Genomic DNA, 26,307 nt, shown 5'->3' with positions numbered 1-26,307 from the left:
GGACAATAGTGAAAAAATTTAACAAAAAGCCATTTTGGCTAGCAATTGTGCTATCTGGTCTTTTGGTGTTCACCTTGACAGGCTGTGGAGAGCCTGATGTTGAGGACGAAGCCGAAGCACCAGAAGGAGAAGAAGAGGAAGAAATGGAAGAACGACTTGAAGAAGATCACTTGGTAGTTGCCCAGGGGGCAGATGCACCAACACTAGATCCTATTGGTGAAAACGATCAACCTTCTGCAAGAATTACAGAGCAAATTTTTGACACTCTTGTGGAGCAGGACGAGAATATGGAGGTTCAGCCAGGACTGGCTGAAGACTGGGAACAGATCGATGATACTACTTACGAATTCTATCTTCGCGAAGGCGTTAAATTTCACAATGGTGAAGAGCTAACAGCTGAAGATGTTAAATATTCATATCAAAGATTGTTAGATGAAGACGAAGCTTCCCCGGGAGCTTTTATTTTAGAAATGGTTGATGTTGATAATATTGAAATTGTAGATGATTATACCGTGCAAATTCCTCTAGAAGAACCTTTTGCACCAATTCTTTATCATCTTGGTCACTCAGTAACTGCCATTGTCAATGAAGATGCAGTTGAAGAACATGGCGATGACTTTGGACAGAATCCTGTAGGAACTGGGCCATTTAAATTTGACGATTGGGATATTGGAAACAGAATTGACCTAGTTAGTTTTGATGACCACTGGAGAGGAGAAGCTGGTGTAGAGCAGCTTTCTTTCAGAAACATTGAAGAGGACACAAACAGAACTATTGAATTAGAAACAGGTGGTGCTGATATTATTTACGATGTAGCACCAACAGATCTTGAAAGAGTAGAAGATCATGAAGAATTAACTCTTTTAAGAGAACCTAACTTGTCAACTGAGTATATTGGCTTTAATATTGACAAAGAACCCTTTGATGATGAAAGGGTACGACAAGCAATTAACTATGCATTAGATATGGAACCAATTGTCGAAGGAGTATATTATGGACTGGGAGAACCTGCTAGAAGTCCCCTTGCTCCAGCAGTAGTGCACAATAATCAAGATGTAAAATCTTATGAGCAGGATATGGAGAGAGCTGAAGAACTACTGGCTGAAGCTGGCTATGAAGACGGATTTGAAGCAGAAATCTGGACTAATGACCAGCAGCAGCGTCAGGACATCGCTGAAATGGTACAAGGCCAGTTGTCTCAACTGGGTATTGACCTAAACATCAGCATTCGCGAGTGGGGAACTTATCTTGAAGAAACTGCCCAAGGAGAGCATGATATGTTCATACTTGGCTGGGTTTCAGTAACCGGTGATGCCGATTACGGATTATACTCCCTATTCCATGGTGATGAGCATGGAGCAGCCGGAAACAGAACTTTCTATGATAATGACAGAGTAGACGAACTTCTAGACGAAGGTCGTAGAACTTTCGATGAAGATGAGCGTGCTGAGATCTATGCGGAAATTCAAGAAATAGTTACTGAAGAAGCTCCTTGGATCTTTACTCAAGTGGGTGAAGAAGCAGTTGGTACTAGAGATTTTGTAGAGAACTTTACTATTAATCCTGCAGGCCACCATGACCTGTTTGAGGTAACTATTGCAGATTAATCTGATTGCGTTCTTTTCTGACTAAGGAATTTGTAGGCCATGGATCGTCTCCATGGCCTATTTATAGAAAACATGAAGTATAACAGTTTAAAATAGCATAAAAGCAAAAGCATTACAAAGCTTTAAAATAGTATGTAGTTTTATTTATTTGTTCTATAGGTCTTATTAAAGGGAGGGAAAACTTGTATGCATAAGTATATATTTAATCGACTCCTCCAGTTAATCCCTGTCCTTCTAGGAGTAGTTTTCATAGTTTTCACGATTATGTATATAACTCCTGGAGACCCGGCACTGATTTTGCTGGGTGAACAAGCTCCAGAACATCAGGTAAAACAACTGCGACGGGAAATGGGTCTACATTTACCATTCTTTCAACAGTTTTTGAATTACTTGACGGATGTTATACAGGGAGATTTTGGCTACTCCTTGACAACTGGTAGACCGGTATTGGTTGAGATTATGGCACGGTTTCCAAACACATTAGTTTTATCAACTGGTGCTATCTTTTTGGCAGTAATAATTGGCATCCCTGCAGGGATAATTTCTGCAGTGCGCCAGAACTCTGCTATTGATAACGTGACTATGGTGGGAGCCCTCTTAGGTGTGTCACTTCCTAACTTTTGGCAGGGTATGATGGCAATTCTATTATTTTCAGTGTTGTTTCCCATATTTCCGTCATCAGGATTTGATACCTGGCAGCATGCCGTGCTTCCAATAGTCACTCTTGGGACGAGCAGTGCTGGTCTTATTACTCGTATGACCCGTTCATCCATGCTGGAAGTACTGCGTCAGGATTATATCCGTACTGCCAAGGCTAAGGGGCTAAATGAGCGTACAGTAATTGTAAAGCACGCTCTAAAAAATGCCTTAATACCGGTAGTAACTGTCATTGGACTTCAGTTCGGGTTCCTACTGGGAGGAGCAGTATTGACGGAAACTATTTTCTCTATTCCCGGTTTGGGAAGGCTGATAGTGGACAGTATTCGCGAACAGAACTTTACAGTAGTACAGGGTGGAGTACTGTTCATCGCTATTGTGTTTTCACTAGTCAATTTGTTGGTAGACATTTTCTATGCTTTCTTAGACCCACGTATCAAGGCCCAGTATCAGTAAGAGAAGCAGTTTGACAAGGTCTCTTAACTTTTGTTTTTAAGGAGGTAGATGAGGCATGGCAGAATCAGAAACCCAAAAAAATACCTCTGTCACGGAAAGTACAGATCAACAGAAAACTGAACAGGTTGGTCGTAGTCAATGGGCTGAGGCCTGGCGACGCCTGAAGAGGAATAAATCGGCCATGGTAGGATTGTTTCTCGTGGCCCTACTCTTTGTAACGGCTATTTTTGCCGATGTAATTGCTCCTTATGATTACGCTGAACAAAATTACGATGCAGTGAGGGAATCGCCTTCTTCTGAATTTCTACTAGGTACTGACCACTTGGGTAGATGTATCTTGAGTAGAATTATTCACGGTACTCGCCTGTCTATTCAGGTTGGTTTCATAGCTATAGCTATTTCTCTAGTATCGGGAAGTCTTTTAGGTGCTATAGCGGGTTATTTTGGCCATTTGGTGGACAATGTTGTCATGAGAGTTGTGGATATAATTTTATCTATTCCACCTATTTTGTTGGCCATTGCCATTGTTAGTGCCATTGGCCCCTCGCTGACTAATTTATTTATTGCAGTAGGAATAGGGTTTATACCCCAATTTGCCCGGATCGTCCGGGGTTCTGTACTAACCTTGAAAGAGGAAGAATTCGTAGAAGCTGCCCAGGCCCTGGGAGCTAAAAATAGCAGGATAATAGTTAAGCATATCATCCCCAATGCTCTAGCTCCTATCATTGTACAGGCTACCCTGGGTGTAGCTATGGCTATATTATCAGCTGCAGGACTGTCCTTCATCGGTCTGGGTGCACAGCCGCCGGCTCCTGAATGGGGAGCAATGCTTTCCGATGGTATGAGATTTATCAGGGATTCCTGGTGGATTTCTACATTCCCGGGACTAGCCATTGCCCTAACTATACTGGGGCTAAACCTATTTGGAGACGGCTTGAGAGATGCCTTGGACCCAAGGTTGAAGGACTAATTTGCTAAATTGGTATTGATATTAAGACAGTGAGATCTCTTAATAAACCGAAAAATTTACGTGAAATAGAACCAGCGCGATTAGATTCGCATAGGAGGGAGATGGATGAGCGAAAAGCTCCTGGAAGTAAAAGATCTCAGCATTCACTACGTCACAGAAGATGGTCGCATTAAGGCCTGTGACGGGGTAAATTTTTGGCTGGAAGAAGGAGAAACCCTGGGTCTGGTTGGAGAAACCGGAGCAGGTAAGACAACTACAGCCCTGGGTATTATGAACTTGGTACCTGATCCGCCGGGTGTAATTGAAGGTGGAGAGGTTTATTTTCAAGGAGAGGATCTACTGAAGAAAAAAGAATCCCAGTTGCAAAAAATTCGTGGTAACTCTATTTCTATGATCTTTCAGGATCCTATGACATCCTTAAACCCAGTAATTACAATCGGTGAACAGATTGCCGAGGGAATTCAATTGCATCAGAAACTAAACCGTTCAGATGCTATTGAAAAAGCCAAGGAAATGCTAGAAGTTGTTGGCCTTCCCAAATCAAGGATAGATGATTATCCCCATCAGTTTAGTGGGGGTATGAAACAGCGTGTGGTAATCGCCATTGCCCTGGCCTGTAATCCTCACTTGTTAATTGCCGATGAGCCTACTACGGCTCTTGATGTGACTATTCAGGCCCAGGTTCTTGAAGTTATGAATAATTTAAAACATGAATTTAAGACGGCTATGCTTATGATAACACACGACCTGGGAATTGTAGCTGATGCCTGTGATAAAGTGGCCATTATGTATACAGGTAAAATTGTAGAGTTTGCCGACAAAAAGACACTGTTTACCAATCCCAAGCATCCTTATACTGACGGGTTATTTGGGTCTATTCCCAGCCTGGATGAAGATGAGGACAGATTGACTCCTATTAAAGGTTTAATGCCAGAACCCACAGAGCTTCCGGAAGGTTGTCCTTTCCACCCCAGATGTCCAAAAGCTATAGACATCTGCCGAGAGGAACATCCCGAGGAAATCATCAGCAAAGACGAACAAGGTAAAGAGCACCGGGTTCTCTGTCACATTTATGACAGCAGGTATGAGCACAAATTTTCCGATTCCGCGGTCAAAAGCTAGGAGGGTCATTCATGGCTGAAAAATTGCTGGAAGTAAATGGCTTGAAAAAGTACTTCGATACTAAAGACGGCCAGCTTCATGCCGTAGATGATATTTATTTTAATGTAAACAAGGGAGAAACCCTGGGCCTTGTCGGAGAGTCGGGCTGTGGAAAATCAACTACAGGTCGACTGGTCCTGAGATTGGTCCCCAGAACAGACGGTGAAATTATTTTTGACGGTCAAGACATTAAGAATTTTGATGGTAAGCAAATGCAAGCTTTCCGTCGTGACGCTCAAATTGTGTTTCAGGATCCTTTTTCTTCCTTGAATCCCAGGATGAATGTCAAAAGTATTTTATCCGAGCCCTTTGAGATTCACGGCATTAAAAAAGATAAAAAGAAAAGGATTAGAGAGCTCATGGAAACTGTGGGCTTATCCAGCAGATTGTTAAATGCTTATCCCCACGAGCTGGACGGGGGAAGACGCCAACGTGTCGGAATAGCAAGAGCTCTTGCTTTGAATCCAAAATTCGTAGTTCTTGACGAGCCGGTTTCATCTCTGGACGTGTCTATTCAGGCACAGATTTTAAATCTATTGGATGATCTACAGGATGAGCTGGACTTGACTTATCTCTTTATTGCCCATGACTTGTCCGTTGTTAAGCATATTAGTGACAAGGTGGCAGTAATGTACGTTGGAAAGTTAGTTGAGATGACAGATTACAACAGTATTTTTAGAAATCCCAAACACCCCTATACCAGGGCTTTGATTTCTGCAATTCCTATTCCATCAATTGAAGCTCAGCAGCGTCGAATTATCTTGGAAGGGGATGTACCAAGCCCTGTAAACCCAGGAAAAGGTTGCCGTTTTTACGGTCGTTGTTTCGAGCGCGATGATATTTGCAAGGAACAAGAGCCAGAATTGAAAGAAGTTGAAGGTCACGGATTGGTGGCCTGTCATATGGTGAAGGAATAGTTTATTATATCATCAATATATAGCCTTAAAATAGTTACTGTGACTGGCTATATATTGATATTGTTTCATGAAACAATATTTAGTTAAAATACTAGGCCTATAACGAGCTGTCCCTAAATGTAAAACTGCTACACATTTTAGGGGCAGTTTTTTATGGCTTAATGACAAATTTATCTTGACTCCCTTCATATTTATAATAAAATAATAGTAAATATAGTAATGTTTTAATACTTTAACTGAGAGGAGGAAAATGATGGCTGAAGGTAAAGGAATCTTACGCAAGTATTTTGAAATCCCCTTCATCCAGAGAATGGGGGTAGCCTTTGTACTTGGTATTATCGTAGGCCTAATAGTTGGAGAACCCATAAAAGTAATTGAACCTCTAGGAGATCTATTTCTCAGATTATTGATGATGGTTGTTATTCCAATTATTGTTTTTACTTTAATTACAGCAATGAAGAAATTGACACCATCGCAATTGGGGCGAGTGGGTGGTCAAACTGTCGGAATTTATATTTTAACTACTATTGTAGCAATTATTATCGGTTTAACAATGGCTAATTTGTTCAACCCTGGACTAGGTTTAGAGTTGCCCGGTGAGTACGATATGGATCCAGAAGAAGCACCGAGTATGATTGATGTATTTCTGAATTTATTCCCAGAAAACGTGGTTGAGGCTATGGCCGAGGCCGAAGTTCTTCAGGTATTGATATTTGCAATTATCTTCGGTATAGCTTTGGCTTTTGTCAGGGAATCCAGTGATAATGAAGAAGTAAAAAATGGTGTAGACATAATTTTTAACATTACAGAAACAGCTTCTGAAGCCATGTTCAAAATTGTCAGGGGTGTAATGGAATACGGTGTTATTGGTGTATTTGCATTATTAGCAGTTACTTTTGGGGAAGCTGGCCCCGAAGCCCTGGTGGAATTTGGCCTGGTAATATTAACTTTCGTGTTGGCTGTGGGAATCCACATGTTGATAATTTATGGTGTTATTTTAAATGGAGTTATATTGAGAAAATCGCCTTTGAGATTTATTAAAGGTACTAAAGAAATACTGTTAACAGCTTTTGCAACCAGGTCCAGTGCTGGTGTACTACCTATTTCCATGCGAACTGCCAATGAAAACTTGAAAATCGATGAGAAAATATATTCATTTACTCTTCCTTTAGGAGCCACAATTAATATGGATGGAACTGCCATGTATCAGGGTGTTGCCGCTATTTTTGCAGCTAACCTGGTTGGGGAATCACTGACTCTGGTGGAACAGATTACTATTGTTACTACTACGGTACTGGCCAGTATTGGTACAGCAGGAGTACCTGGTTCAGGTATGATAATGTTGTCTATGGTATTGACTCAGTTGGGCTTACCCCTGGGAGTAGTCGCCTTTGTAGCGGGTGTTGATCCAATATTAGATGCTTTCAGAACCATGAACAATGTCGCCGGTGACTTGTCAGTAACCAGTGTTGTTGCTAAGTACAATGATGGTATTGACCTGAATTCAGGAGCGTGGGTTGACTTTCAAGATGAAGGTGAAAGTACAGACTCTGGAACAAGTTCTGATAGTTAAGAACTAAATAATAATAAAATCAAATATTTAATTAGAAATAAATACTTTAGTAATTACTTGGGGATGCCTTTGGTGTCCCCTTTTTTTGATTTGGTATTTTTTGGTGAACTTATAGAAGGAAGCTATTATCTCAACATAGAAGTATAATATAAGAAGAACGAGTCAGGGGAACGAGTCTAGGGAATAATGAATCTTTTCAGGAGGTGTATTACGTATTGAATAACGAGGAAATGAAGAAACTTGCACTTGAACTACATCAACGATCTCCAGGGAAGCTTGAGGTCAAAAGTAAAGTCACTATTAAGAACAAGGAAGACCTCTCCCTGGCATATAGTCCAGGTGTTGCTGAACCCTGTCGTGAGATCGCTGCAAACTCTGAGAAAGTATGGCAATATACAAATCGAGGGAATAATGTGGCAGTTGTGACAGACGGCTCTGCTGTCCTGGGTTTAGGCAATATCGGTGCCCAAGCTGCCATGCCTGTTATGGAAGGAAAAGCTGTTTTATTCAAGGAATTTGCCAATATAGATGCTTTTCCCTTGTGTGTAAACACGCAAAATGTGGACGAAATTGTCAGGATAGTTAAGGGAACTGAGGCTACCTGGGGTGGTATTAACCTAGAGGATATAAGCTCTCCCAGGTGTATTGAAATTGAGCGTCGGTTAAAAGAAGAAACAGATATACCCATATTCCACGATGACCAACACGGAACAGCCATTGTAGCCACTGCTGCCTTAATCAATTCTTTAAAACTTGTTAATAAGAAAATTGAAGATGTACGAATTGTAGTCAATGGTTCGGGGGCAGGAGGGATTGCCACGGCCAAGCTTCTCATGGATATGAACTGTGGAGATTTAATTTTGTGTGATTCCAGGGGGATTATTCATAAGGGACGCAGACAAGGTATGAATTGGATTAAGGAAGAAATGGCGGAGAGGACTAATCAAGACAATATTACCGGAGATTTAGCCCGAGCCATGGAAGGTGCCGATGTCTTCTTAGGATTGTCTGTTCCTGACAGTGTGACTAAAGAGATGGTAGTGAGCATGAATAGGGATCCGATTATTTTTGCCCTGGCAAATCCAGTTCCGGAGATTTATCCTCATCTAGCTCAGGAGGCAGGTGCTAAAGTAGTAGGAACGGGGCGGAGTGATTTCCCAAATCAAATCAATAATGTTTTGGCTTTTCCCGGGATACTGCGGGGAGCCCTGGATGTGCAAGCAAAAGATATCAACGAGGATATGAAAATTGCAGCTTCGCAAGCTATTGCAGAGTTAATCCCTCCTGCCAATTTAAGACAAGATTATGTGATACCTGATGCCATAGACAAAAAAATTGCCAAAACTGTAGCCAGGGCTGTGGCAAAGGCTGCAATAGATTCTGGGCTAAATCGAAAGGATATCAATTCAATATAGTTCATGCTATTATAAGCCATAAAGCAAACATAAGCTAAGGAGGAATCTCTTTGCGTAAAATCCATGTTTCCGAGATTACCAGGAGTGTAAAAGAGATGTTTATTGAAGCCAATCAGTTCCTGGGTGAAGATGTGTCCCAGGCTTTAAAAGATGGTCTGGCAGGGGAAGAATCTCCTGTAGGTCAAGAAGTATTAAAACAACTTCTTAAAAATGCGGAAATAGCCAAGGAACAAGAGGTTCCGATCTGTCAGGACACTGGTACCAGTGTGGTTTTTATGGATATCGGCCAGGATGTACACTTTACAGGAGGTGAACTAACCGAAGCAGTTAATCAAGGAGTTAGAGAAGCTTATCTGAGAGCTTATTTGAGAACCTCTATGGTAAAGGATCCTTTAAATAGAGAAAACACTGGTGATAATACTCCGGCAATTATTCATACCAGAATTGTTCCTGGAGATAAAGTGAAGCTAGATGTGGCGCCCAAGGGCGGTGGCAGTGAAAATATGAGCACTTTGAAAATGCTGACACCTTCCCAGGGAAAAGAGGGGATTATTGACTTTGTGGTTAGAAGTGTGGAGCAAGCTGGACCCAATGCATGTCCACCTTTTATTATTGGTGTTGGCCTTGGCGGAAACTTTGAAAAAGTGGCTTATCTATCGAAAAAAGCATTGCTCAGGCCTGTGGGCAGTCGTCATCCTGAAGATCAGTATGCCCAGCTGGAGGAAGAACTGTTAGAACAGATTAATAACCTGGGAATTGGTCCTCAAGGCTTTGGAGGCAGGACTACTGCTCTGGATGTGCATATAGAAAAATATCCTGTTCATCTAACAAGCATTCCTGTGGCTGTTAATATAAGTTGTCATGCCACCAGGCATGCTCATAGGGAGATCTAGTATCATAGAAAGAGGTGATGTGATGGATTAAAACTTGTCGATATTTTTATTCTTACATTGCGTTCAACAAAACTAAATAGAGAAGAGGAGAGATTAAGTGGATTAGCAGACTAAAAAAGATTGAAATTTCACAATTGGGAGGAAAATAAAATAATGCGTGATCAGTTTTATAAAAAACTTTCAGCTCCTCTTGCTGAGGAAGAGGTTCAAGAACTCAAGGTGGGAGATCAGGTGCTGCTTTCAGGGTCAGTCTTGACTGCCAGGGATGCATCCCACAAGAGGTTAATAGAGCTGAAGAAAGCCGGGATTGAACTACCAGTATCTTTAGAAGGTGAAATTATTTATTATGTGGGTCCCACTCCTGCCAAACCGGGGCATGTCATAGGTTCGGCTGGTCCAACTACCAGCAGCAGGATGGATAGATATACTACCCAAATGTTGGAACTAGGAGCCAAAGCATTCATAGGCAAGGGTTATCGCTCTCAAACAGTTAAAAATGCGCTGCAAAAACACAAAGGGGTATACTTAGCTGCCGTCGGTGGGGCGGGAGCACTTATAAAGGAAAGTATAGTGGACTATCAAGTGATAGCCTTCGAAGACCTGGGGCCTGAGGCTATCAGGCGTTTAGAAGTTAAAAATTTCCCGGTATTAGTTGCTAATGATATCTATGGCAATGACCTGTACCAACAGGGCAAGAATAGGTATGCCAAGTAGCATGGTTTCATATTTATCACGATAGTGGGAGGTTTGGGATATGAAATTATATGAATATATGGCTAAGAAATTGATGAATCAATGTGGTATTTCCGTACCCAGGGGAGAAGCAGCATTTTCCGCTCAAGAGGTGGAACAAAAATTTACTGGTTTGGACTCTCCTGCGGTAATAAAAAGTCAGGTCCTTGTGGGTGGACGTGGCAAGGCAGGGGGGATTAAATTTGCGGATACCCCCCAGGAAGCCAGAAAAGTTAGTAAGGAATTATTTAATATGCAAATAAAGGGAGAGCAGGTAACAGGAGTTTTAGTGGAAGAACAGCTAGATATATCCAGTGAACTTTATCTTAGTATTACTGTGGATACGGGAACTAAAAAACCACTAATTATGGCTTCTACCCAGGGTGGTGTAGATATTGAAGAGGTCTCTGATGATTTGATTGTAAAGCGTCATATTGAGCCAGACTGGGGCGTCCTTCCTTATCTTTGTAGAGAAATTACAGATCAACTTAATTTACCAGGGGAAGCTAGCAAACAAGTTTCTGCCATCATTTCAAAACTCTATGACACCTTTAAAACTTACGACGCAGAACTGGTTGAAATCAATCCCTTGGTGATTACTGAGGATAATCGTGTAATAGCAGCTGATGGAAAAATGACTATAGATGATGACGCCATGTACAGACAAGATGAATTGCCTCGGGTGTCAGAAAAGACATCCCTAGAACAGCAAGTTGAGAAAATCGGGCTATCCTTTGTAGAACTGGAAGGAGATATAGCGATTATGGCTAATGGCGCTGGAATGGCCATGGCTACAGTAGACGTGATAGAACAGTACGGTGGGAAAGCTGCCAACTTCCTAGATGCCGGGGGAGGAGCCAGTGTAGAACCGACAAAAAAAGCTCTGGAGTTACTTCTCAATACGGATCCCCGGGCTGTAATAATTAATATTTTTGGTGGTATTACCAGATGTGATGATGTGGCCAATGCCCTGGTCCAGGTAAAACAAGATATGGGCATTAAAGTACCCTTGGTAATTCGTTTGATAGGGACTAAAGACGAGGAAGCTGTCAAAATTTTAGGACAACACGGTATTTCCGCCTATCAAGATATGGGAGAGGCGGCCAAAAAAGCTGTTGAATTAGCTGCTGAGGGAGGAGTTGGTGTATAATGGCTATTTTACTGGATAAAAATAGTAAAATTTTGGTGCAGGGCATCACCGGATATCAGGGACGGTTTCACACCAGGCAGATGCTAGAATACGGAAGTAATGTAGTGGCGGGAGTTTCTCCCGGAAAAGGTGGCCAGGAAGTTGAGGGAGTACCAGTTTATAATAGTGCGGCTTCAGCAGTGAGAGAAACTGATGCTAATGTATCAGCTGTAATGGTACCGGCTTCCTTTGGAAAAGATGCAGTTTTTGAGGCTATTGATGCAGGCATGGATTTAGTTGCCATAATCACGGAACATATACCCGTTCAAGATGCCATGGAAATCATGGCCTTTGCCAGGGAAAGAGGGACAACTATTATCGGTCCCAACACTTTTGGGATTATCACTCCAGGTCAAAGTAAGTTGGGGATAATGCCTAACGAAAGTTATCAACCGGGTAGAACTGGTTTGGTTGCCAGAAGCGGTACACTGAGCTATCAAATAGCAGAAGGATTGAGTCGTGTGGGAGTAGGTCAGAGCACGGCAATAGGATTAGGTGGTGACCGAGTTGTAGGTTCAGAATTTATTGATATGTTAGAACATTTTGAACAAGATCCTGGAACTGATCAGGTTGTCATGGTCGGTGAAATTGGGGGTACTGCAGAAGAAGAAGCGGCTGAATTTATAGCAAATAAAATGACCAAACCTGTATATGCTTACATAGCAGGCAAAAGTGCTCCACCGGGAAAACGCATGGGCCATGCTGGAGCTATAATTGAACGTGGAAAAGGGACTTTTGACTCAAAGGTGCAAGCTTTAAGGTCAGCTGGAGTAGAAGTTGCCAGTCTTCCCTGGGAATTAGTTGAAATTTTAAAAAAGAGTGGTGTACAATAAACGAAAGTTAACACGAAAATGGGAATGTTAACTGATTGTTAACTGATAGGGGGAGTGCTAATTGGCAAAAACACTTGCAGAAGTGATTATTAGAGAAATGACCTTGAATGATCACGAAGAGGCGGTAACTATTTGGGAAAATGCCGAAGGCATTTCTGTTACCAAGTCGGATTCCCGAGACAATATATTTCGGTTTTTACAGAGAAACCCTGGTTTGAGCCTGGTGGCTGAAAAGGAAGGCCGGGTCCTCGGCACAGTCATGGGTGGTCATGACGGTCGCAGAGGTTATTTACATCACCTGGCTGTGATACCTGAATTTCGAGGTACTGGCCTGGCCAAATGGTTGGTAGATGAATGTCTGGAAAGATTGAGAGAAGAGGGTATTGAAAAGTGTCATCTGTTCGTTGTCAAAGAAAATGACAGGGCCATGCGATTTTGGAATAAATCTGGTTGGACCAGGCGTGATGAACTAGAGATGTTTTCAAAAGAACTTTGAACCAGTCCGTCACACATTCTCGTGACTTGTCATGAGAGATGCACAATTAAAGTAGATATAAGCGTTGAGATCCGAAAGAGTGAGGAGTGAAGATAATTATGATTGATTTTGAGCTTTATAAGATTTTACAAAATAAGAATGTAGCTAGAGCTTTAAAGTTCATTGAAAAAGATGCTAAAAGAACTTTAGAAGAACAGACACAACTTTGTGAGATACCTGCACCAACTTTTGAAGAAGAAAAACGCGGTAAATATTATTATCAGCTTATGTCCCAGTTAGGCTTAGACGAAGTTAAAATAGACGAATATAATAATGTGATTGGAATTTTAAAAGGAAGACAGGAACAACCTGGAATTATAACTATGGCTCACTTAGACACGGTTTTTCCCCAGGAAACTGATGTATCAGTCAAAAATATAGATGGAATTTTGTATGCTCCAGGAATCTCAGATAATTGTAGAAACCTGGCAGCCCAGTTATCAATTATCAGGGCTTTTAAAGAAGCAGGTATCAGGCCGGAAACAGATATCATATTTGTGGGAAATGTTTGTGAAGAAGGATTAGGAGATTTAAAGGGTTCAAAAGTTATCATGGAATCATATCCCCAGGTCCAGGGTGTGGTGGCCCTAGATGGAACTGGCATGGGTACTGGCAGTATAGTCTATGGAGCCACTGGAAGTAAAAGATATGAGGTGACTTTTATGGGACCTGGGGGGCACAGTTTTGGTGCATTTGGAGAACCTAGTGCCATTCATGCCCTGGGTAGGGCTATTTCAAAAATTTCAAGCTTGGAGGTTCCCCAAGAGCCTAAGACCACTTTTAATGTGGGGACTATCTCAGGTGGCACCTCAGTGAATACTATCGCAGCAGAAGCTTCCATGCTGGTAGATTTGCGGTCCAATGGGGAACAAGAACTGGCCGATTTAGAACGAGAGGTCTTGGAAATAATTCAAAAATCCAAAGAAGAAGAAAATGCCCGCATTAAAAAGGATGACCAAGAAAACCAGTTGAAAGTGGAAAACAAATTGGTCGGTGACCGCCCTGCTGGGATGCAAGATCCCAACATTCTCATTGTTCGAGCAGCTGTGGCGGCAACTAGCGCTCTGGAAATAGAACCACGTCTTACTGGAGCGGGTAGTACTGATGCCAATATTCCAATAAGCATGGGTATCCCCGCTGTTTGTCTTTCAGGAGGCGGACAGGGTGGGAGTGCTCACACCCTGGAAGAGTGGTTTGATCCCACAAATGCTCATATAGGCGTACAGAGGGTATTTTTGCTATTGGTTTATTTGAGTAATGCCACCTAAATGATAATTGTGAAGACAATTCAAAACTGCTAGGTAAATTAATACGAGACGCAAATTGAGAGTTGGGATATATAAAACAACTGGGCTGCCAGAGTGGTTCTAACCACTTCACTGGCGCCCAATTCATTTAGTTTATGATAATCTATAATAATCTTGATAAGTCAATAGTGGATAGCAGATCGAGTTTAGCACAATTTGAAGTTGACTCTCAAGTACTAGGCTTCTGCTAGGTTTTTGCTAGGCGTCTGCGTGAATGCAGGCAGCATAATGACCCTCTCCATCTTGGTTTTCTCCTACCTTAACTAGTTCAGGTTCCCTTTCATGGCACTGATCTTCTGAGTCCGGGCACCGGGGCACGAACCTACAGCCTTGGGGTAAGTTGATTTGATCTGGAATCTCACCTTTGATTTTAGTGCCTTCCCGTTCAATATCAGGATCGGGAATAGGCACTGATGAAATTAAAGCCTGGGTATATGGGTGAACAGATTTATCAATAACTTTTTCTGTAGGGCCGATCTCGACAGCTTTACCAAGATACATGATCATAGTCCTGTCACAAATGTATTTCATGGTGGACAAGTCATGGGAAATATACAACATGGACAGTCCCAGTTCATCTCTAAAATCTTTTAGAAGATTTAAAATCCCTGCCCTGATAGAAACATCTAACATGGATACCGGTTCATCGGCTACTAGAATCCGTGGATCTAACACGATTCCTCGAGCAATGGCTACTCTCTGGCGCTGACCTCCCGATAGTTCATGGGGAAATCTGTTCATATATGCTTCTGGAGGGCGAAGCTCAGCTCTGTAAAGAGCTTCTTTGACTTTATTAAGCCGGGCACTGTCGCTTTTCCAACCATTTATAAGTAAAGGTTCTTCGATGGTTCGTTTAATAGTAAAACGTGGGTTTAAAGTTTCATAGGGGTCCTGGAAAATCATTTGGCAGTATTTTCTGAATTCCTTCAATTCTTTGGGCCCTAATTTGTGTAAACTATTACCTTGATAGATTATGTCTCCCTCCGTGGGATCTTGAAGCTGAGTAATCAGCTCTCCTGTAGTGGTTTTTCCTGAACCGCTTTCCCCGGCAAGTCCTAGGATTTCGCCTTCTTTTAAAGAAAAGGAAATGTTATCTACAGCTTTGACAGACTTTTTTTCTCTTTTTAATAAGGTATCAATTAATCCAGTAGGGAGGGGGAAATATTTTTTTAAATTTTTCACCTCTATAGCTGGTATTTCATTGCTACCAGCAGTTGATTGGTTGATATCAGTTTTGGCTTCTTGTTTCATCAATATACCACCTCACCTTCTATCATCCTCTCTTTAACTTTTTCCCAGGTACTGCGGTGCTTTGCTATATCTCGGAACTGTTGATATTTTTCGGGGAAGTGACAGCTGAGATAATGGTCATCTGTGATGGCTGTGATTCCCGGGTCCTGTTCTAAACAAATATTTTCCATAAAGGGGCAACGCTCTGCAAATCTACAGCCAGTAGGTGGATCCATCAGATCAGGTGGATAACCTGGTATTGAAATCAGTTCCATCTGAGACAAATTAACACTGGGAAATGCATTTCTTAAACCCATGGTATATGGATGACGAGAATCTTTGAAAATAGTTCTGGTAGGCCCGTATTCCATAACTTTACCTGCATACATGACACATACATAATCACAGGTTTCGGCAACTACAGATATATCGTGGGTTATAAAAACCATAGAACTCTTAAGCTCTGCTTGAATTTCGATTATTTTGGCGAGAATTTTATCTTGAACTACCACGTCCAAGGCAGTTGTAGGCTCGTCGGCTAGTATCAGACCTGGATCCAAGGCTAGAGCCATGGCTATAATTGCGCGTTGGCGCATTCCGCCACTCATTTCATGGGGATAAGCTTCTAACCTTTTCTTTTCTAGACCTACTATATCGAAGAGCTCTGCTGCTCTGTTCTTGGCATTTTTCTTACTGATATTTTCATGGGCTCTAATAGCTTCTACGATTTGATCTCCCACACGATAAACCGGGTTTAGGGCATTCATGGCACTCTGGGTAATCAGAGAGATTTCTTGCCAGCGCCATTTACGAATTTCATTTTCATTTAATTGAGCTAGATCCGTCCCCTTATATTTAATTTTTCCTTGGGCAATTCGCCCGTTTTCCGGAAGGAGATTGACTATAGACTTGGCTGCGGTAGTTTTACCACAACCGCTTTCACCGACTAGACCCAAGTTACTTCCCTCGGGAATATTAAATGAAACGTCATCGACGGCACGTAATTCACCATTTTTAAGCTGGTAACTGATGGTCAGATTTTCAATTTCTAATAGTGCCATCTAACTATCGCCTCCTTAATTGAGGATTAGCTACAAATTCCAGGGCTCTGGAACTAAAGAATACCGATACTACTACTATGGCAATAGCTAATCCTGGTGGAATTACCCACCACCAAGCTTCCCGCATAGCTCCAGCGATAAAGCCTTCCTGTAAAATTCTACCCCAGCTAATTACATCCGGGTCTCCGAAACCCAAAAAGCTTACCGTTGATTCTGCAACAATGGCTTGAGCCATTCTTAGTGACATTTCCAGCAAAGCCAGAGGAAGGACATTAGGAAGAATATATAGGAAAATTATCCTGGCATTGCTTGCACCAGCTACTTTAGCCGCTTTCACATAGGGACGTTCTTTTACTGACAACACTTGAGCCCTTAAAACCCTGGCTATTGTCCTCCATGTAAGGACCACAATGGCTAAAATTATATTCCAAATACTAGGTCTTAATAATGTGACCAGGATTATTGTAAAAGGGATAAAAGGTATGGCATAACTGATGTCGACGATTCTCATGAATAGATTATCTATCCAACCACCATAATAACCTGAAATCAATCCTATATTTGAGCCAATTATAGTTACTAGTAGAGCTGCCAGGGCGCCTACCAATAGGGCAACTCTGCTTCCCATAATCACCTGGCTAAAGACACAGCGTCCCCTATTAGTTGTCCCAAAGGGAAATTCGCTAGATGGGGGTTCAGTCCGTACAATCTCCCCATCTCTGCGATGTATTTCCATAGGGTCATGGGGTGCTAGAGTTGGAGCCATGAGGGCGACTATGATAAACAGGATAAAAATAATGGTCCCGATCAAGGCCATTTTGTCCTGACTGAAAATTTCTTTAATGAAATAGGCCAATGAAGATACTTTACTTTTAAAACTAGGAGCATCATGTTCCTGTAATTGAGATTCAATTTCTTTATTCATTAAATTTGAAACCCCCTTTATTCATAGGTGATCCTGGGATCTAGATAGCCATAGAGTATATCTACTAACAGATTCAGTACCATTACTTTAGCTGCTAACATTAGAAAACAAGCCTGGGCTAGGGGATAATCCCTGAGTTGTGCAGCCCTGACCATTTCACGGCCGAGGCCTGGCCATCCAAAAACGTATTCAACGGCTACTGCTGCTCCAATGGCCATTCCCAGGAAGAGAGCTAAATTAGTTATTACAGGTAAAATTGCATTCCTGGCTGCATGAAGGTAGATTACCCGAGATTGTCTGAGCCCCTTGGCTCTTGCTAGTTCAACAAAATCGGCTCCTCTCAATTCCAGCATATTATTTCTCATAATCAGAGTGGGACGAGCTAGATAATATAAACTCGACATGGCTACTGGCAGAATCAAATGATAGAGGAAGTCTAAATTTAAATAAGTTTCTACAAAACCCACTGGATTAGCTCCAGGGGACCTCATACCAGAATGGGGGAGTAATTCAAAATAAAAGCTAAAAACCATTATTCCCACCATTCCCAAGAAAAAAGGTGGTAAAGACCGACAGAATAGTACACCACCACTCAAGAAAGTTTCTAGTCTTGATCCGCGATACCAGGACATTAACCCACCTATTAGGACTCCTCCAATGTAGGCAACTGCAATAGCTGAAAACATTAGCCAAAGGGTGTTCAGAATGTAAGTACCTATAACTTGGCTAACGGGTAGTCTGTAGTGAAAGGATATACCAAAGTCCCCTTGAAGCAAGTTAACCATATATGCTAAATACTGTTCATGAAGAGGGCGGTCAAGACCAAATCTTTCCCGAATCATTTCTTGGGCTTCTGAGGACATTTCGGGCTGCATCATGGCTGCTGTCGGGTCACCGGGTAATAATCGAAAGAGAAAAAATACAATGGTGGCAACAATGAATAAGCTGATGATTACTTGACCGATTCTACGCAAGACAAATCGCCTAAAGCCCAAATTTTTCACCATCCTTTCTCACAACTTACGGTCTAGATAAAAATAAATAAATCATCCTTTTAAAAGTATTAGCAGCTTAAATGGATTGATTATATTGATTAACAGGATAAGAGGGCCAAGTTTGCCCCCTTACCCTGTTATGCTCATGTTTTACTCATGTTGTGCCCATGTTTAGTCTTCGGGATAATAGAGATCTCCATCGTAAAATTCATAACCTGCGTCTTCTAAAATTTCTACTGCTCGGTCTGGGTCAAAGGGGTATTCTGGCACATCGGGATTTCTCCAAAACTCGACTGATGGTGAAATTACTCTACCTGCACCACCGGGTTCTCCGTAACCTCCGTGGACAATATCCAGTAGTTCTTCGGCATCTATTAAGTGGGCAGCTGCTTCTCTAAAGGCGTGGTCTTCAAAAGGTGGTTCGCTGAGATCGAAGGATAAATAGTGGAAACCGATGGATGTGTGTCCGGAATATTCCACATGCTCCATTTCTTCAACTCTATCCACGTAATCGGACATGTAAGCATCTCCTACCAGGTCAATTTCTTCGTGTTCAAGGCCGCCCATAACACCTTCTTCGTGTCCGTAAATTATATAGGAAATCCTTTCTACATCTATTTCATCGGCATCATAGTAATCGGGATGGTCAAAGTAATTTTCATTGCGAACAAGGCTGATTTCTTCACCTCGGTTCCAGTAGTCCAGTTCATAAGGTCCACTTCCGATGGCTTCTTCATTTTCATATTCATCGGGGTGGGATAATCCTTCGCTTTGACTGGGATCATCCATCATTTCTCCCCAAACATGATCCTCTTCTGGTTCAACTAAGTCTCCCCAAATGTGTTTTGGTAAGATGACAATTTGGGTTAAAGTATTTGTCAAGAAGGTTGCATTGGGTTCTTCCAAGTGGAAGCGAATTGTTTCGTCTTCAAGTAGTTCCACTTCGTCTAGAGGATCTAAGAAACCGGCAAAATAACCTACTCCCCAGTCTGTCATGTAATCAAAGGTAAATTTAACGTCTCTTGGTGTAACAGGTTCACCGTCATGAAACTCTAAACCGTCCCGAAGTTCCACATCTATGGTTTGTTCGTCTACGACCTCGTGATCTTCAGCCATCCAGGGCCTCAATTCCATATCAGGGCCAACTCGGAACAATTTGTCGTAATTTAGTCGTAGTAATTTCCACTCAAAAACTGTGGTAGCTGCTAGTGGGTTAAATGTATCCAAATCCTGGGTATAGCCGATTCTAAAATGATCATCATCAGTTAATGGTTCAGCGTAATAGGGGAACCATTCACTGTATTTTCCTTCAGGAGTTTGTATTACATTGTCCCAGCGTTCCACGTTTTGAGCTTGATGTTCAGCCTCGTTGTACAATACAATCATGGGAATATCTTCAGCTAATTTTTCTTGCATTTCATAGACCAGTTCCTGTCTTTCATCTTCATCGAAGGCCATCCTGGCCTGTTCTGCTAGCTCGTCATATTCATCACTTTCATAATTATGATAGTTGTTTCCACCGTCGTAAGCTTGATCGGAATGGAACAAGGTGTGAGTGAACATGTCAGGGTCGGCTCTCTCTATCCGCCCAGACCAACCTAGAGTGATGGCTTGCCATTCAGATTCACCAGGATCCCGACGAGCTGAGTCTACTAAAGTTGTAAACTCTCTAGGTTGAACTTCCACATCAACGCCTAGTTCAGTTTCAAAAGTATCTCCTACCCACCTGGCGACTTCATTTCTAGCCGGGTCGTAATCCATAGTGGTAGTGTTGATTACAATTTCTTCAACTTTTCTGTCGGGGTCAGGAGCTTCTTCTGGTTCTTCTTCGGCAGGATCGGCATCATCGGGGCCACAGCCAGTAAACACTAAGGTAAAACTTAAGACTAACACAGTCACAAAGGTCCACCAATAACCTTTCAAATTAAACCCCCCTGTAAAAATTTGATTAAACTTGTCTTTTGTCTCGGTAATACTTTTTGAAATCCCCCCCCCTTAATAAATTTGATTACTTAAAACTTTACTATTTGTAATATATACATTATTAACTAGTCACCGAAATTAGAAGTTTATCTATCATTAAATTAAATCTGAAAATTAAGAATATTCTGTGTTCTTAGATGGTTCAATATAGAGATAGTTAATACCTGCTAAAAAAATTAATATTTAACAATACATTGATTTAATTTGTTTATTGTGTGATAACTGAAACTTAAATTGTTTACGATAAACAGCAGCAAAAGCCCATGCTTCAGCTGTGGGAGTATCTCAAAGGAGCCGTAATCAAGTTTTAAAGGTTTCTCCGTTTTATTTGATGGTGCTTTATGGTATAATTTAGCTATAAAATTGTCGAATTTAATAGAAAATTAAAAATGGAGGAGTACATATGTCAAAAAAACTTGCCTTAATAATTACTGTTACTGTATTAGGAGCTTTACTTTTGGGACAAGCTGTGTGGGCTGGCGCGGTCAATGTCTCGGAGCCTGGCTCTAAGGATGACCCTCTAGTAACCGAGAGTTATGTGGAAGAAGTATTAAAAGATGAGTTAAAATACGACTTGCAAGATGAATTACTAGAAGAGGTTGATAAAAAGTTACAAGATCAGCTAGCTCAACTAAACGACCTGGAAGACTTGGACATGCCTCAGGGCAATTTAGATAAGTTTGAAGTGGTGCAAGTTGAAGCAGGAGACACTATCATGGCTGGGGATGGTACGGAAATGATCCTGAGAGCTGGCCGTGGTAATGCTATTACTTCTCCTCAAGGAGGAATAGCTGATCTGACCGCTGGTAATGATATCGATGCAGATGAAGATATCCCTAGGAACCATCACTTACTCTTTCCCAGGGACGATGGTCGGGGGATGAGTATTAGGCATAAAGCGTACATAATGGTAAGAGGAGATTACGAGATTCAGCCGGGCAACTAATGCTCCGGCTTTTTTTTTGCCAAAACCGTATAATTCGTTCAATTAAAATAATTTTTGACCCCTCAGGGAATAATATTCTAACTCCAATACATTTTTAAATCCATATAAAGCTATTATTCACCTATGAATCAGGGGGATCGGGATGTGATACAAGTTTCAGATTTAAGCCATACCTTTCCTGTTGGGAATAATACTGGTTTTACAGTCCTCAATAATATCAACTTCGAAATAGAACAGGGGAAAATAGCTGCTATTATGGGTAAAAGTGGCTCGGGTAAATCTACTCTCCTTAATCTTTTATCAGGTTATCTCAAACCCAGAACAGGTAGGATTGTATTAAATGACAAAGATGTCACGGGCTTCAATGAAAATGAATGGGCCAAGTTTAGATTAAATAATTTGGGCTTTGTTTTCCAAAGCTATCAGCTAATTTCATCCATGACAGTCTTTGAAAACGTTCAAATGCCCTTAATGGTTAAAGGCATTTCACCAGGACGACGTACAGAATTGGTCTTTGAAATGTTGGAAAAAGTGGGTTTATATAGCCATACCGAATTCTACCCTGATCAGCTCTCGGGAGGGCAGCAGCAGCGGACTAGTGTGGCCAGAGCTTTAATCAACAATCCGGAAATTTTATTAGCTGATGAGCCCACAGGCAGTTTGGATTCTTATAATGAGAAACTGCTTTTGGAGTTAATTTATCAGCTGAACGATGAACTAGGAATTACAGTCCTTTTGGTCACCCATGATAAAGAAGTAGCTGAAAAGTCCCATGAAATTATTCGGGTGAAAGATGGTCACATTATAGAACAGGATGATGACCGTGACTTTTAGGGATATGAACAATCTGGTCTACAGAAATCTCAAAAATAATAAATCAAGAACTGTCATGACTATCATAGCTGTCGCCATTGCCTGTGGGTATTTAATTCTTCTAGCTTCCTTTGGTTTTGGTATTCAAAAAACTGTGATTCAGGGATTACTCGCCCAGTCTGAATTAAATCAAATTGCAGTTTATGGTGTAACAGGGGATAATACAGAACTCAACAGAGAGCATATCCAAGAGATCGAAGCAATGGAAGACGTGAAGGTTGTCACCCGCAGTGCCCGCCTGGGTCAACTCCCCAAGTTTGAGATAAATTCTCACAGAACAGACTTGTCTGTGGGAATTGTAGATTTTGCTTCTGAAATAAAGGCCGGCCGTGAACTATATCGGGGGAGGATTCCTGAAAATGATCAGGAAGTGGTATTAGATCGGAAGTTCGCCCAGTTGTCTGATCTAGAAACAGAGGCCCAGGAGCTTTTGGGCCGTGAAATTGATATGATCATTCGCCGTGGTGTGGGTGATGCTCAGGTGGAGGAAAATTTTAATTTAGAGGTCGTAGGAATATTTGATTCTTCGGAAATGGCAGGCATGGAATTTGGCCCTCCTAACAATCCCTTCAGCACTAATTACAGTATTTACTTACCAAAAGGTATTTTAGATGAAATACAAGATTTTACAGGTACCCCTATGGGTCAAGTTGTGTCTCCCGAACTGATTGATACAATAATGCAGTTTTTGGGAGGTTCCATGGAAGTTCTTTTGGAACTAACTGGCCAGGAAGTGGGCGATGAATTTGATCAGATGATGGAAATGGCCCCGGGAAGTGGCGGTCTGTATGAAGGGGTTAATGTTTTTGCCCACGAAGTAGAGCGAGTAGAACATGTCTCAGACCAACTGGAAGAAGAAGGGTTTAGAGCCTTTGCCGTAGTTGATATTATTGATAATGTAGCTTTCTATTTTCAATTTTTACATATTGCCATGATATTTGTGGGACTTATTGGAATCGTAATTGCATCTTTAGGAATTTATAATACCATGTCCATGGCAGTATCTGAAAGGTCCCATGAAATTGGCATAATGAAGGCCATTGGCACTCATCCTGGAACTGTACGTAAGATTTTTCTTTTGGAAAGTATCTATATAGGAGTAATAGGGGCGTTTTTAGGTATTGCCATCGCCCTGATTGCTAGTACTGGAATCAATGCTTTACTCCCTTATTTACTGGAGAATACTTTTGAGACGGAATTACCCGATATTGTGCAACTGTCCTACGTGGCACCTGTTCTTGTGATAACGGGTTTTTCATTGTGTTTTTTTGTAGCTGTTGTCTCCGGGATGAAACCAGCGGTAAAAGCTACTAGAATTAATGTATTAGAAGCCCTAAAGCGTGAGCTTTGATGTATTCCCATAGTTAGAGCTGTGGTTTTCTGCTGGTGTTTATCGTACAATTTATTTAAGAAAAGTTTGCTGAAAGTCTTAAAAAAGTTGATATGGAAAAATCTTAAACCTGTCACTGGGCGAGTAAATTATGTTAAAATATAGATGGCATAACTAGGTTCCAAAAAGGGAGAGTTGCTTATGAATGGAAAAAGTACTTCTTACCAATTATTAAATAATGAACGAGGAGAACAAGTTCGTAGCTTAATTTTTACAGGGTTAAGCATCCTTTTGATAATAGTATCACTATTTTCATTGTTTGACTTTTTCTTTAGGAACTTTGGATTACCTACACCATTGGCCAGGGGTTGGAATGATGCCTTAATGCTGGCCGGTTTTTTCATGCTGGTGTACTTATATAAAAGTAGATGGCTATCGGCCTATCATAAAACCGAAACTGACATGCCCTATGTTGTTTTGATGGCTTTTGCCGCTATTACTATCATTGTTAATGGAATTCCCCCCATTGTAGGGATTGACGGCCTTCGAGTGTTGGGACAGGTGGTATTTTGGTACTTAATTGTGTTTTATGCCTTAAAAAACGTAGGTGACAGCAAATTTCTTCAGGAATTGGTTACATACATGCTGATTGCGGCGGCTATTGTGGCTTTGTACGGGGTGCTTCAGTATATCTTTGCCTTTGAAACTCCGGCTAACTGGATCGACAGGGATATGGAAAACATTCGTACTCGTGTGTTTTCAACTATTGGAAATCCTAATGCCTTAGGTGCTTATATGGCTATGTTTATACCTGTGTCTCTAAGCCTGGGCCTTAGGCGGAAATTGTCTTTGAAGTGGCGGATAGTTTATTTGGCTATAGTATTAGTTATGGGCCTGACACTGTTATTCACTTTTTCAAGAGGAGCCTGGATTGGTTGTATGGCGGGTGTCGGGTTATTGATGGTCATGAAGGATAAACGATTTATAATCTTGTTCATGATACTGTTGGTTTTAATGCCTGTGGTACTTCCTGACACCATAACTTCCAGATTATTCCACGCATTTTCACCAGAATACATTGAACGAAGTTCAGAAGCAGGTCGTTTGTTTTACTGGCGTCAGGCCTTTGTGCGAATGATAGATAATCCGGTATTCGGGACAGGCTTGGGTTCCTTTGGGGATACTGTAGCCATGCGCCATGATATGCCGGGTGCAGTGTGGGTAGATAATCATTACTTAAAAACTGGTGCGGAAATGGGAATAGTCGGATTGGGTATCTTCTTGTGGTTAATGGCCAGTGTTTTCTTGAAAGGTTATCGCAATCTCAAAAGGTTATCAGATCCCTACTCCAAGGAACTAACTCGAGGGATTCTTGCCGGTTTATTTGCCGTCCTTATACAGAACGGAACTGCCAGTATTTTTGAAGTCCTGGTGGTAGGAACTTACTTTTGGATTCTGGTAGGTGTACTTCATGCTCTACCTCTGCTTTACGAAAGGGAGGGACAGGCATGAAAGTAATTCATTTAATCAGCGGGAGCGAAGGAGGCGGTTCACGATTTCAGGTATTAAGCCTCCTGGAAGAACTTGTTCAAAATACAGATGATGACCATGATATCGAATTGGTATCTTTAATGGAAGGGCCTTTAACTCAAGACGCACGGGAACGTGGTCTTCCCATCAAAGTTATTCCCATGAAAGGAATGTTGGATTTTAGAGTTATCTCTCCCTTGATTAGATACCTGGCGGAAAGGAAGCCAGATATACTCCATACTCATGGGGTGAGAGCAAACTTTATTGGCAGATTGACTTACAAATTTATGTTATCTGATCTAAAACCCGTAATGTTTACTACAGTTCATTCGTCTATTTATCATGATTACACAAACAGCTGGAAAAGATTTATTTATCCTTTTATGGAAAAGAGCTTGCGAGCAGTTGTTCATCGTTTTATAGCAGTATCTGATGGTTTGTATCAGGAGCTTTTGCAGGACGGTATTGAAGAAGACAGATTGGCTTTGGTGCCAAATGGGATCTACACAGAGAAATTTTCACCTGATACTAACTCCGACAGTGACCCTACTACCTTGAAGGAAGAACTGGGGATTCCGGAAGAGGCGACGGTAATTTTGACTGTAGGTCGGCTTGTTCCGGTTAAGGGTCAAGATTATCTCCTGGAAGCTTTTAAAGACTTATTGGAAGATTTGACAGAAGAAGAGGATATTGGTACTTACTCACAAGAAAAATTGCCTTATCTTGTCATCGTAGGAGATGGTCCCCTAGGTGATAGCTTATCTTCTAAGGCCAAGAGCTTGGGGATTGAAGAAAAAGTTATCTTTACTGGTTTTCGGCGGGATATTCCTGCTTTCTTCCAAATGGCTGATATATTTACCCTGCCATCTTTAATGGAGGGTATGCCTATCATTTTATTGGAAGCTATGGCAGCAAGGTTACCATTGGTGGCTAGTCGGGTAGGGGGAGTATCTGAAGTGGTTAATGAAGGCGAAACTGGCCTCATGGTACCATCAAAAGACCCGAAAACACTAGCGGAAGCTTTAAAGAGACTGTGGCAATCCCCGGATTTATGCCGTAAATTGGGTGGCCAAGCTGGTGAGAGAGTTGAGCGAGACCATCATTTTTCTCGGGTTGTCACTGAAACTTTGAAATTATATCAAAAGACTGTTAACTCAAAAAGGGAACCCGGATGATTGGATGATTAACG

General features: G+C 41.5%; 23 protein-coding genes. 18 read left to right on the top strand and 5 right to left on the bottom strand.

Going from position 1 to position 26,307, the window contains the following annotated elements; genetic code table 11:
* Positions 1-8 precede the first annotated feature (8 nt).
* The 13 genes from NTHER_RS12200 (at position 9) to NTHER_RS12140 (ending at position 14,206) form a co-directional block, all read left to right on the top strand.
* Entirely contained in the window at positions 9-1,607 is a 1,599-nt protein-coding gene (locus tag NTHER_RS12200; protein ID WP_012448819.1) for a glutathione ABC transporter substrate-binding protein, read from the top strand.
* A 186-nt stretch (positions 1,608-1,793) separates the two neighbouring features.
* The gene (nikB, locus tag NTHER_RS12195) at positions 1,794-2,720 is read left to right on the top strand and encodes a nickel ABC transporter permease (RefSeq protein ID WP_012448818.1); all 927 of its coding nucleotides are present in this window, start codon (positions 1,794-1,796) and stop codon (positions 2,718-2,720) included.
* Positions 2,721-2,775: 55 nt separating this feature from the next.
* A complete protein-coding gene (locus NTHER_RS12190) occupies positions 2,776-3,690 on the top strand; it encodes an ABC transporter permease (protein ID WP_012448817.1) in 915 nt (304 codons plus the stop codon).
* 105 nt (positions 3,691-3,795) lie between these two features.
* On the top strand, positions 3,796-4,812 hold the full coding sequence (locus NTHER_RS12185; protein ID WP_012448816.1) for an ABC transporter ATP-binding protein: 1,017 nt from the start codon (positions 3,796-3,798) through the stop codon (positions 4,810-4,812).
* 11 nt (positions 4,813-4,823) lie between these two features.
* Positions 4,824-5,768: an ABC transporter ATP-binding protein gene (locus NTHER_RS12180; protein ID WP_012448815.1), complete on the top strand. Its 945-nt coding sequence runs from the start codon at positions 4,824-4,826 to the stop codon at positions 5,766-5,768.
* Positions 5,769-6,021: 253 nt separating this feature from the next.
* A complete protein-coding gene (locus NTHER_RS12175) occupies positions 6,022-7,341 on the top strand; it encodes a dicarboxylate/amino acid:cation symporter (RefSeq protein ID WP_012448814.1) in 1,320 nt (439 codons plus the stop codon).
* A 230-nt stretch (positions 7,342-7,571) separates the two neighbouring features.
* Complete coding sequence (locus NTHER_RS12170; RefSeq protein ID WP_041367878.1) at positions 7,572-8,756, top strand: NAD(P)-dependent malic enzyme; 1,185 nt, start codon at positions 7,572-7,574, stop codon at positions 8,754-8,756.
* A 50-nt stretch (positions 8,757-8,806) separates the two neighbouring features.
* Positions 8,807-9,649, top strand: a complete 843-nt coding sequence (locus NTHER_RS12165) for a fumarate hydratase (protein WP_012448812.1) — start codon at positions 8,807-8,809, stop codon at positions 9,647-9,649.
* Positions 9,650-9,802: 153 nt separating this feature from the next.
* Positions 9,803-10,363, top strand: coding sequence for a Fe-S-containing hydro-lyase (locus tag NTHER_RS12160; protein WP_012448811.1), 561 nt, complete (start codon positions 9,803-9,805; stop codon positions 10,361-10,363).
* Between the two features lie 40 nt (positions 10,364-10,403).
* Complete coding sequence (sucC, locus tag NTHER_RS12155; protein WP_012448810.1) at positions 10,404-11,531, top strand: ADP-forming succinate--CoA ligase subunit beta; 1,128 nt, start codon at positions 10,404-10,406, stop codon at positions 11,529-11,531.
* Positions 11,531-12,403: a succinate--CoA ligase subunit alpha gene (gene sucD, locus NTHER_RS12150; protein WP_012448809.1), complete on the top strand. Its 873-nt coding sequence runs from the start codon at positions 11,531-11,533 to the stop codon at positions 12,401-12,403. Before sucC ends, sucD begins: the two co-directional genes overlap by 1 nt.
* A 61-nt stretch (positions 12,404-12,464) precedes the next feature.
* Positions 12,465-12,899 (top strand): GNAT family N-acetyltransferase, encoded by a 435-nt coding sequence (locus NTHER_RS12145; protein WP_012448808.1) that lies wholly within the window; start codon positions 12,465-12,467, stop codon positions 12,897-12,899.
* Positions 12,900-12,997: 98 nt separating this feature from the next.
* Positions 12,998-14,206, top strand: coding sequence for a M20/M25/M40 family metallo-hydrolase (locus tag NTHER_RS12140; RefSeq protein WP_012448807.1), 1,209 nt, complete (start codon positions 12,998-13,000; stop codon positions 14,204-14,206).
* Positions 14,207-14,443: 237 nt separating this feature from the next.
* On the opposite strand, the gene NTHER_RS12135 is transcribed toward NTHER_RS12140, so the two are convergent.
* From NTHER_RS12135 to NTHER_RS12115, 5 genes are all read right to left on the bottom strand, one after another.
* On the bottom strand, positions 14,444-15,496 hold the full coding sequence (locus NTHER_RS12135; protein ID WP_012448806.1) for an ABC transporter ATP-binding protein: 1,053 nt from the start codon (positions 15,494-15,496) through the stop codon (positions 14,444-14,446).
* Positions 15,496-16,536, bottom strand: a complete 1,041-nt coding sequence (locus tag NTHER_RS12130; RefSeq protein ID WP_012448805.1) for an ABC transporter ATP-binding protein — start codon at positions 16,534-16,536, stop codon at positions 15,496-15,498. The genes NTHER_RS12135 and NTHER_RS12130 overlap by 1 nt, the downstream gene beginning before the upstream one ends.
* A gap of 4 nt (positions 16,537-16,540) precedes the next feature.
* The gene (locus tag NTHER_RS12125) at positions 16,541-17,461 is read right to left on the bottom strand and encodes an ABC transporter permease (RefSeq protein WP_012448804.1); all 921 of its coding nucleotides are present in this window, start codon (positions 17,459-17,461) and stop codon (positions 16,541-16,543) included.
* A 17-nt stretch (positions 17,462-17,478) separates the two neighbouring features.
* A complete protein-coding gene (locus tag NTHER_RS12120) occupies positions 17,479-18,465 on the bottom strand; it encodes an ABC transporter permease (RefSeq protein WP_414628125.1) in 987 nt (328 codons plus the stop codon).
* Positions 18,466-18,627: 162 nt separating this feature from the next.
* Positions 18,628-20,379 (bottom strand): ABC transporter substrate-binding protein, encoded by a 1,752-nt coding sequence (locus NTHER_RS12115; RefSeq protein ID WP_012448802.1) that lies wholly within the window; start codon positions 20,377-20,379, stop codon positions 18,628-18,630.
* A 463-nt stretch (positions 20,380-20,842) separates the two neighbouring features.
* On the opposite strand from NTHER_RS12115, the gene NTHER_RS12110 reads away from it, so the two are divergent.
* The 5 genes from NTHER_RS12110 to NTHER_RS12090 all read left to right on the top strand — a co-directional run bounded on the left by NTHER_RS12110 (position 20,843) and on the right by NTHER_RS12090 (position 26,293).
* A complete protein-coding gene (locus NTHER_RS12110) occupies positions 20,843-21,385 on the top strand; it encodes a hypothetical protein (RefSeq protein WP_012448801.1) in 543 nt (180 codons plus the stop codon).
* Between the two features lie 144 nt (positions 21,386-21,529).
* On the top strand, positions 21,530-22,219 hold the full coding sequence (locus NTHER_RS12105; protein WP_012448800.1) for an ABC transporter ATP-binding protein: 690 nt from the start codon (positions 21,530-21,532) through the stop codon (positions 22,217-22,219).
* Complete coding sequence (locus NTHER_RS12100; RefSeq protein ID WP_012448799.1) at positions 22,209-23,609, top strand: ABC transporter permease; 1,401 nt, start codon at positions 22,209-22,211, stop codon at positions 23,607-23,609. The genes NTHER_RS12105 and NTHER_RS12100 overlap by 11 nt, the downstream gene beginning before the upstream one ends.
* A gap of 180 nt (positions 23,610-23,789) precedes the next feature.
* Positions 23,790-25,100 carry an O-antigen ligase family protein gene (locus tag NTHER_RS12095; RefSeq protein ID WP_012448798.1) on the top strand — a complete coding sequence of 437 codons (1,311 nt, stop codon included), beginning with the start codon at positions 23,790-23,792 and terminating at the stop codon, positions 25,098-25,100.
* Entirely contained in the window at positions 25,097-26,293 is a 1,197-nt protein-coding gene (locus tag NTHER_RS12090; RefSeq protein ID WP_012448797.1) for a glycosyltransferase, read from the top strand. Before NTHER_RS12095 ends, NTHER_RS12090 begins: the two co-directional genes overlap by 4 nt.
* Positions 26,294-26,307 lie beyond the last annotated feature (14 nt).

It is taken from the genome of Natranaerobius thermophilus JW/NM-WN-LF, assembly GCF_000020005.1.
Lineage (GTDB): Bacteria > Bacillota > Natranaerobiia > Natranaerobiales > Natranaerobiaceae > Natranaerobius > Natranaerobius thermophilus.
This window is presented reverse-complemented; position numbering and strand designations above follow the sequence as displayed.

Excerpts from the sequence above, each read along its gene's own strand:
- NTHER_RS12090 (WP_012448797.1), top strand. The coding sequence starts at position 25,097 with ATGAAAGTAATTCATTTAATCAGCGGGAGCGAAGGAGGCGGTTCACGA.
- NTHER_RS12180 (WP_012448815.1), top strand. The coding sequence starts at position 4,824 with ATGGCTGAAAAATTGCTGGAAGTAAATGGCTTGAAAAAGTACTTCGAT.
- nikB (WP_012448818.1), top strand. The coding sequence starts at position 1,794 with ATGCATAAGTATATATTTAATCGACTCCTCCAGTTAATCCCTGTCCTT.
- NTHER_RS12160 (WP_012448811.1), top strand. The coding sequence starts at position 9,803 with ATGCGTGATCAGTTTTATAAAAAACTTTCAGCTCCTCTTGCTGAGGAA.
- NTHER_RS12185 (WP_012448816.1), top strand. The coding sequence starts at position 3,796 with ATGAGCGAAAAGCTCCTGGAAGTAAAAGATCTCAGCATTCACTACGTC.
- sucC (WP_012448810.1), top strand. The coding sequence starts at position 10,404 with ATGAAATTATATGAATATATGGCTAAGAAATTGATGAATCAATGTGGT.
- NTHER_RS12170 (WP_041367878.1), top strand. The coding sequence starts at position 7,572 with ATGAAGAAACTTGCACTTGAACTACATCAACGATCTCCAGGGAAGCTT.
- NTHER_RS12125 (WP_012448804.1), bottom strand. The coding sequence starts at position 17,461 with ATGAATAAAGAAATTGAATCTCAATTACAGGAACATGATGCTCCTAGT.
- NTHER_RS12130 (WP_012448805.1), bottom strand. The coding sequence starts at position 16,536 with ATGGCACTATTAGAAATTGAAAATCTGACCATCAGTTACCAGCTTAAA.
- NTHER_RS12190 (WP_012448817.1), top strand. The coding sequence starts at position 2,776 with ATGGCAGAATCAGAAACCCAAAAAAATACCTCTGTCACGGAAAGTACA.
- NTHER_RS12175 (WP_012448814.1), top strand. The coding sequence starts at position 6,022 with ATGGCTGAAGGTAAAGGAATCTTACGCAAGTATTTTGAAATCCCCTTC.
- NTHER_RS12095 (WP_012448798.1), top strand. The coding sequence starts at position 23,790 with ATGAATGGAAAAAGTACTTCTTACCAATTATTAAATAATGAACGAGGA.
- NTHER_RS12135 (WP_012448806.1), bottom strand. The coding sequence starts at position 15,496 with ATGAAACAAGAAGCCAAAACTGATATCAACCAATCAACTGCTGGTAGC.
- sucD (WP_012448809.1), top strand. The coding sequence starts at position 11,531 with ATGGCTATTTTACTGGATAAAAATAGTAAAATTTTGGTGCAGGGCATC.
- NTHER_RS12140 (WP_012448807.1), top strand. The coding sequence starts at position 12,998 with ATGATTGATTTTGAGCTTTATAAGATTTTACAAAATAAGAATGTAGCT.
- NTHER_RS12110 (WP_012448801.1), top strand. The coding sequence starts at position 20,843 with ATGTCAAAAAAACTTGCCTTAATAATTACTGTTACTGTATTAGGAGCT.